The organism is Pseudomonas sp. LA5, assembly GCF_028640825.1.
Lineage (GTDB): Bacteria > Pseudomonadota > Gammaproteobacteria > Pseudomonadales > Pseudomonadaceae > Chryseomonas > Chryseomonas aestiva.
The window spans coordinates 1-5120 of record NZ_JAQYZY010000045.1 but is presented as its reverse complement, the minus strand read 5'-3'; the positions used below and the strand labels follow the sequence as shown (position 1 = coordinate 5120).

At 66.5% G+C, this 5120-nt stretch carries 3 protein-coding genes; all 3 read left to right on the top strand.

Features of this window, described 5'->3' with window-relative positions:
• A partial coding sequence (locus tag PVZ72_RS16740) for a TolC family protein (RefSeq protein WP_273862525.1) occupies positions 1-605 on the top strand: 605 nt, incomplete at its 5' end.
• Between the two features lie 41 nt (positions 606-646).
• Complete coding sequence (locus PVZ72_RS16735) at positions 647-1921, top strand: efflux RND transporter periplasmic adaptor subunit (protein WP_273862524.1); 1275 nt, start codon at positions 647-649, stop codon at positions 1919-1921.
• A 9-nt stretch (positions 1922-1930) separates the two neighbouring features.
• Positions 1931-5068, top strand: coding sequence for a CusA/CzcA family heavy metal efflux RND transporter (locus PVZ72_RS16730; protein WP_273862521.1), 3138 nt, complete (start codon positions 1931-1933; stop codon positions 5066-5068).
• The last annotated feature ends 52 nt before the right edge of the window (positions 5069-5120 follow it).

Sequence of the window (5120 nt, the reverse complement as noted above, 5' to 3'; positions counted from 1 at the left end):
AGCTCGGTGAGCCGGTCGGTGACCTGGATCGTCTGCCCGCACCTCCCGGCGAAGCCCGGCTGCTGCAGGCCATCCGCCAGACGCCGGCGATGCTCAAGGCCCGGCGGCAGGTCGCCGCCGGGGATGCCGACGTCGATCTGCAGCGCAGCCAGCGCTATCCGGACGTGCGGGTGAGCCTTGGCAGTCAGTACGACGAGCTTGAGGGGGAGCGGGTCAATCTGGTGGGCTTCTCGCTTCCGCTGCCGCTGTTCGATCGCAACCAGGGCAACCTGCTCGCGGCCTCCAGTCGTGCCGATCAGGCCCGCGATCTCCAGCGAGCGACCGAGCTGCAGGTTCAGGCCGAAACCCTTCAGGCACTGCGCGACTGGCGTAGCGCATCGGCTGACGTCGACGACCTGCGCAACCGCGTTCTGCCAGCGGGCCAGCGCACGGTCGATGACCTCACGCGCGGCTTCTCGCTGGGTCGTTTTGCCCAGCTGGATGTGCTCGAAGCCCAGCGCGTCCTCATTGCGGCGCGGGGGCAGTACCTGCTCGCCCAGCGGGCGCAGATCGCCGCCTGGGCTCGCCTCGAACGCCTCCATGGCCCGCTCTTCACTTCCCCATGACGCTACAGATCCCGGGATCAGACCGGGTGCGGAGTTCTTGCATGACCATGACTTCATTCAGGCCGAGACTGCTGCGGCCGCTGCTGATCGCGGTAATTGGCAGTGGGCTGCCATTCAGTACGGTGCAGGCGGGTGCCGGTCACGACCATCCCGACTCCGCGGCACCTCCCGCGAAGGTGGCAGCTGCCAAGGCGGGAGCGGCCCCGCGCCGGCCGGATCTGGCTGCAGAGAAAGACGGCCATGCAGCAGACGAGGGCGCCCAGGGCGAGGGCGAAGAGAGGCACGCCGAAGGCGAGATCAAGTTGAGCGCGGAGCAGATTCGCGCGGCCGGCATCGAGACCCAGGTGGTTGTGCCGGTGAGCGTTGGCGCCTCCTTGAGTCTGCCAGGAGAGATTCGCTTCGATGAAGATCGCACCGCTCACGTGGTGTCTCGCACGCCCGGCATCGTCGAGCAGGTGAAGGGCAATCTCGGGGACCAGGTGCGCAAGGGGCAGGTGCTGGCAGTCATTGCCAGCGAGCAGCTTTCCGAGGTGCGTAGCGAGTTGGCGACCGCGCAGCAGCGGTTGCAGCTGGCGCGAACCCTCTATGCCCGCGAGCAGAACCTCTGGCAGGAGCGGATCAGTGCCGAGCAGGATCTGCTGCAGGCGCGGCAGACCCTGCAGGAAGCCGAGATCGCCGTCCGCAATGCCCGCCAGAAAGCCCAGGCGTTGGGTGGCGCGGCCTCCGCTCAGGGCGGTAGTCGCTATGAACTGCGCGCACCCTTCGACGGCGTGGTGGTGGAGAAGCACCTGGTCCTGGGCGAGCGGGTGGACGAAACCAGCAACCTGTTCACGCTCACCGACCTGTCCCGCGTCTGGGCCACATTCGCCGTCCCCGCACGCGACCTCGATCGAGTGACCATCGGCCGACAGGTGGAGATCGTCGCAGGAGAGCTGGACAGTCGCACCGAGGGCACCGTGGCGCACGTCGGCAATCTGTTGGGCGAACAGACCCGGGCGGCGACCGCGCGCGTCACCCTGGCCAATCCGGCCGGCGCCTGGCGCCCCGGTCTATTCGTCACGGTGCGGCTCGATGACGAGCGACGGGCCGAGGTGCTTGGCGTGCCCAGTGGCGCCGTGCATGTCGTGGAGGATCGCTCCGTGGTGTTCGTTCGGACGGCAGACGGATTCCAGGCGACCCCCGTGGTCACCGGGGCGCGGGACGGTGAGCGCATCGAGATTCGTCAGGGTCTGAGCGCTGGCCAGGTGGTGGCCGATCGCGGCAGCTTCATTCTCAAGTCGGAGCTGGGCAAGGGCTCGGCCGAGCACTCCCACTAAGGGCGCATCATGTTCGAACGTATTCTTCGCTTCGCCATCGAGCAGCGCTGGCTGGTGCTGCTTGCCACGCTCGGCATCGCTGCACTGGGGATCTACAGCTATCGACACCTGCCCATCGATGCGGTACCGGACATCACCAACGTCCAGGTGCAGATCAACGCCGAGGTACCGGGTGCCTCGCCGCTGGAGGTCGAGCAGCGGGTCACCTATGCGCTGGAAACGGCCATGGCCGGCCTGCCAGGGCTGGAGCGGACCCGTTCCTTGTCGCGTTCGGGCTTTGCCCAGATCAGCGTCATTTTCGCCGACGGGACGGATCTGTTCTTCGCCCGCCAGCAGGTGAGCGAGCGCCTGCAGGGCGCGCGCGAGGCCCTGCCGGAGGGCGTGGAAGTCAATCTGGGGCCGCTGTCCACAGGGCTTGGGGAAATCTTCCTTTGGACGGTGAAGGCCGCGCCCCAGGCGCGCCGGGCTGATGGCGAAGCCTATACGCTCACCGATCTGCGCGAGATCCAGGACTGGATCGTCAAACCCCAGTTGCGCACCGTACCCGGGGTGGCGGAAGTCAACACCATTGGCGGTTATGCCAAGGAGTATCAGATCGCGCCCGATCCCAAGCGGCTGGCCGGCTACCGCATCACCCTGGAGCAAGTGGCGGTGGCGCTCGAGCGAAACAACGCCAACGTCGGCGCCGGTTTCATCGAGCGCGCCGGGGAGCAGCTGGTGATCCGGGTACCGGGGCAGCTCGCCTCTGTCGAGGACATCGCCACCATCGTGCTCGCAACCGTGGACGGCATCCCGGTGCGGATCCGGGATGTCGCGAGCGTAGGGGTAGGGCAGGAGTCACGCGCTGGGGCGGCTACCGAAAATGGCGAGGAGGCGGTGCTTGGCACCGTCTTCATGCGGGTGGGCGAGAACAGCCGCGAGGTGGCGCTGGCAGTGGCCAAGCGCCTGGCGCAGATCAATCGCAACCTGCCGGAAGGGGTGCAGGCGATCGCCGTGTACGACCGCACCACGCTGGTGGACAAGGCGATCGCCACGGTACGCAAGAATCTCGTGGAAGGTGCGCTGCTGGTCATCGCCGTGCTCTTCGTCTTCCTCGGCAATCTGCGCGCAGCGCTGATTACCGGGCTGGTGATTCCGCTCTCGATGCTCTTCACCTTCAGCGGCATGGCGGCGAATCGGGTCAGCGCCAACCTGATGAGTCTGGGCGCGCTCGACTTCGGCATCATCGTCGATGGCGCCGTGGTGATCGTGGAGAATGCCATCCGCCGGCTGGCGCATGCCCAGGAGCGGCACGGTCGGGTGCTCGACCGCAGGGAGCGCTTTCAGGAGGTGTTCGCCGCCGCGCGCGAGGCGCGGAGGCCGCTCATTTTCGGGCAGCTGATCATCATGGTGGTCTATCTGCCGGTGTTCGCCCTGACGGGTGTGGAAGGCAAGATGTTCCATCCCATGGCCTTTACCGTGGTGATCGCCTTGGTGGGCGCCATGCTGCTGTCCATCACCTTCGTCCCTGCGGCCGTGGCGCTGTTCGTCACGGGTCGCGTGCAGGAAAAGGACAATCGACTGATGAGCGCGGCGCGGCGCGGCTATGCCGTCGCGCTGGATGCAGCCATGCGTCGGCGGCCACTGATTTTCGCCGGCGCTGGCCTGAGCGTGGTGCTGACGGTGCTATTGGCCCTGCGCCTGGGCAGTGAGTTCGTACCCAGCTTGAGCGAGGGTGATTTCGCGCTGCAGGCGCTCAGAGTGCCCGGTACCGGCCTGGGGCAATCGGTGGACATGCAGCAACGCCTGGAGCGTTCCATCCTGGATCAGGTACCCGAGGTGGAGCGGGTTTTCGCGCGTACCGGCACCGCCGAGATCGCCGCGGATCCGATGCCGCCGAACATCTCCGACAGCTATGTGATGCTCAAGCCGCAGGCGCAGTGGCCCGATCCAGGCAAGTCCCGCGAGCAGCTGATGGCCGAACTGGAGGCGGCAGCTGCGCGTGTGCCCGGTAGCAACTATGAGCTGTCGCAACCGATCCAGCTGAGGTTCAACGAGCTGATTTCCGGGGTGCGCAGCGATGTGGCGGTCAAGGTCTTCGGCGACGACATGGCGGTGCTGAACAAGACCGCTGCGGACATTGCCAGGGTGCTGCAGAAGGTCCAAGGCGCCGCCGAGGTGAAGGTGGAGCAGACCGGTGGGCTACCGCTGCTGAGTGTGCAGATCGATCGTGAGCGAGCCGCGCGCTACGGCCTCAATGTCGGTGATATCCAGGATGTGGTCGCAACGGCGCTCGGTGGACGCAAGGCTGGCACGCTCTTCGAGGGCGACCGCCGCTTCGATCTGATGATCCGCCTACCGGAGGCCCTGCGCAGCGACCCGGCGGTGCTGGCGCGCTTGCCCATTCCATTGCCTGCGGTGGAAGGCCGTGTCGAGTTCATCCCGCTGGCCGATGTGGCGCGCCTGGAAACGGTGCTTGGGCCGAATCAGGTCAGCCGTGAAGACGGCAAGCGCCTGGTGATCGTCAGTGCCAATGTGCGGGATCGGGACCTGGGTAGCTTCGTGGCGGATGCCACCGCCGCCATCACGGACCAGGTGCGGATTCCAGCAGGCTACTGGACCAGCTGGGGCGGTCAATTCGAGCAGCTGCAAGCTGCCGCCGCCCGACTGCAACTCGTGGTTCCGGTAGCGCTGCTGCTGGTGTTCGTGCTGCTGTTCATGATGTTCGGCAATCTGCGCGACGGCCTCGTGGTCTTTACCGGCATTCCCTTCGCCTTGACGGGCGGGGTATTGGCGTTGTGGTTGCGGGACATTCCCTTGTCGATCTCGGCCGGTGTGGGCTTCATCGCACTGTCGGGCGTCGCAGTGCTCAATGGCTTGGTGATGGTCTCCTTCATCCGTGGCCTGCTGGAGGAGGGCAAGCCGCTGGATATCGCCGTGCGCGAGGGCGCGCTGGTCCGCCTGCGGCCGGTGCTGATGACTGCGCTGGTGGCCTCGTTGGGCTTCATTCCCATGGCCTTGGCCACCGGCACCGGGGCGGAGGTACAACGCCCGCTAGCGACCGTGGTGATCGGCGGCATCCTGTCCTCCACTGCCCTGACACTGCTGGTCTTGCCTGCGCTCTACCACAGCGTCCTGCGCCGTCGCGAACAGCCCCCGGCAGGATGACAGGATTGTAATGCGCGGCTCATCCTGGCGTTAGCCGCGCCCCTCTAGAGTG

What these genes read in the sequence shown, in the direction of transcription:
- PVZ72_RS16735 (WP_273862524.1), top strand. Translation starts at nt 647, where the DNA reads ATGACCATGACTTCATTCAGGCCGAGACTGCTGCGGCCGCTGCTGATC.
- PVZ72_RS16730 (WP_273862521.1), top strand. Translation starts at nt 1,931, where the DNA reads ATGTTCGAACGTATTCTTCGCTTCGCCATCGAGCAGCGCTGGCTGGTG.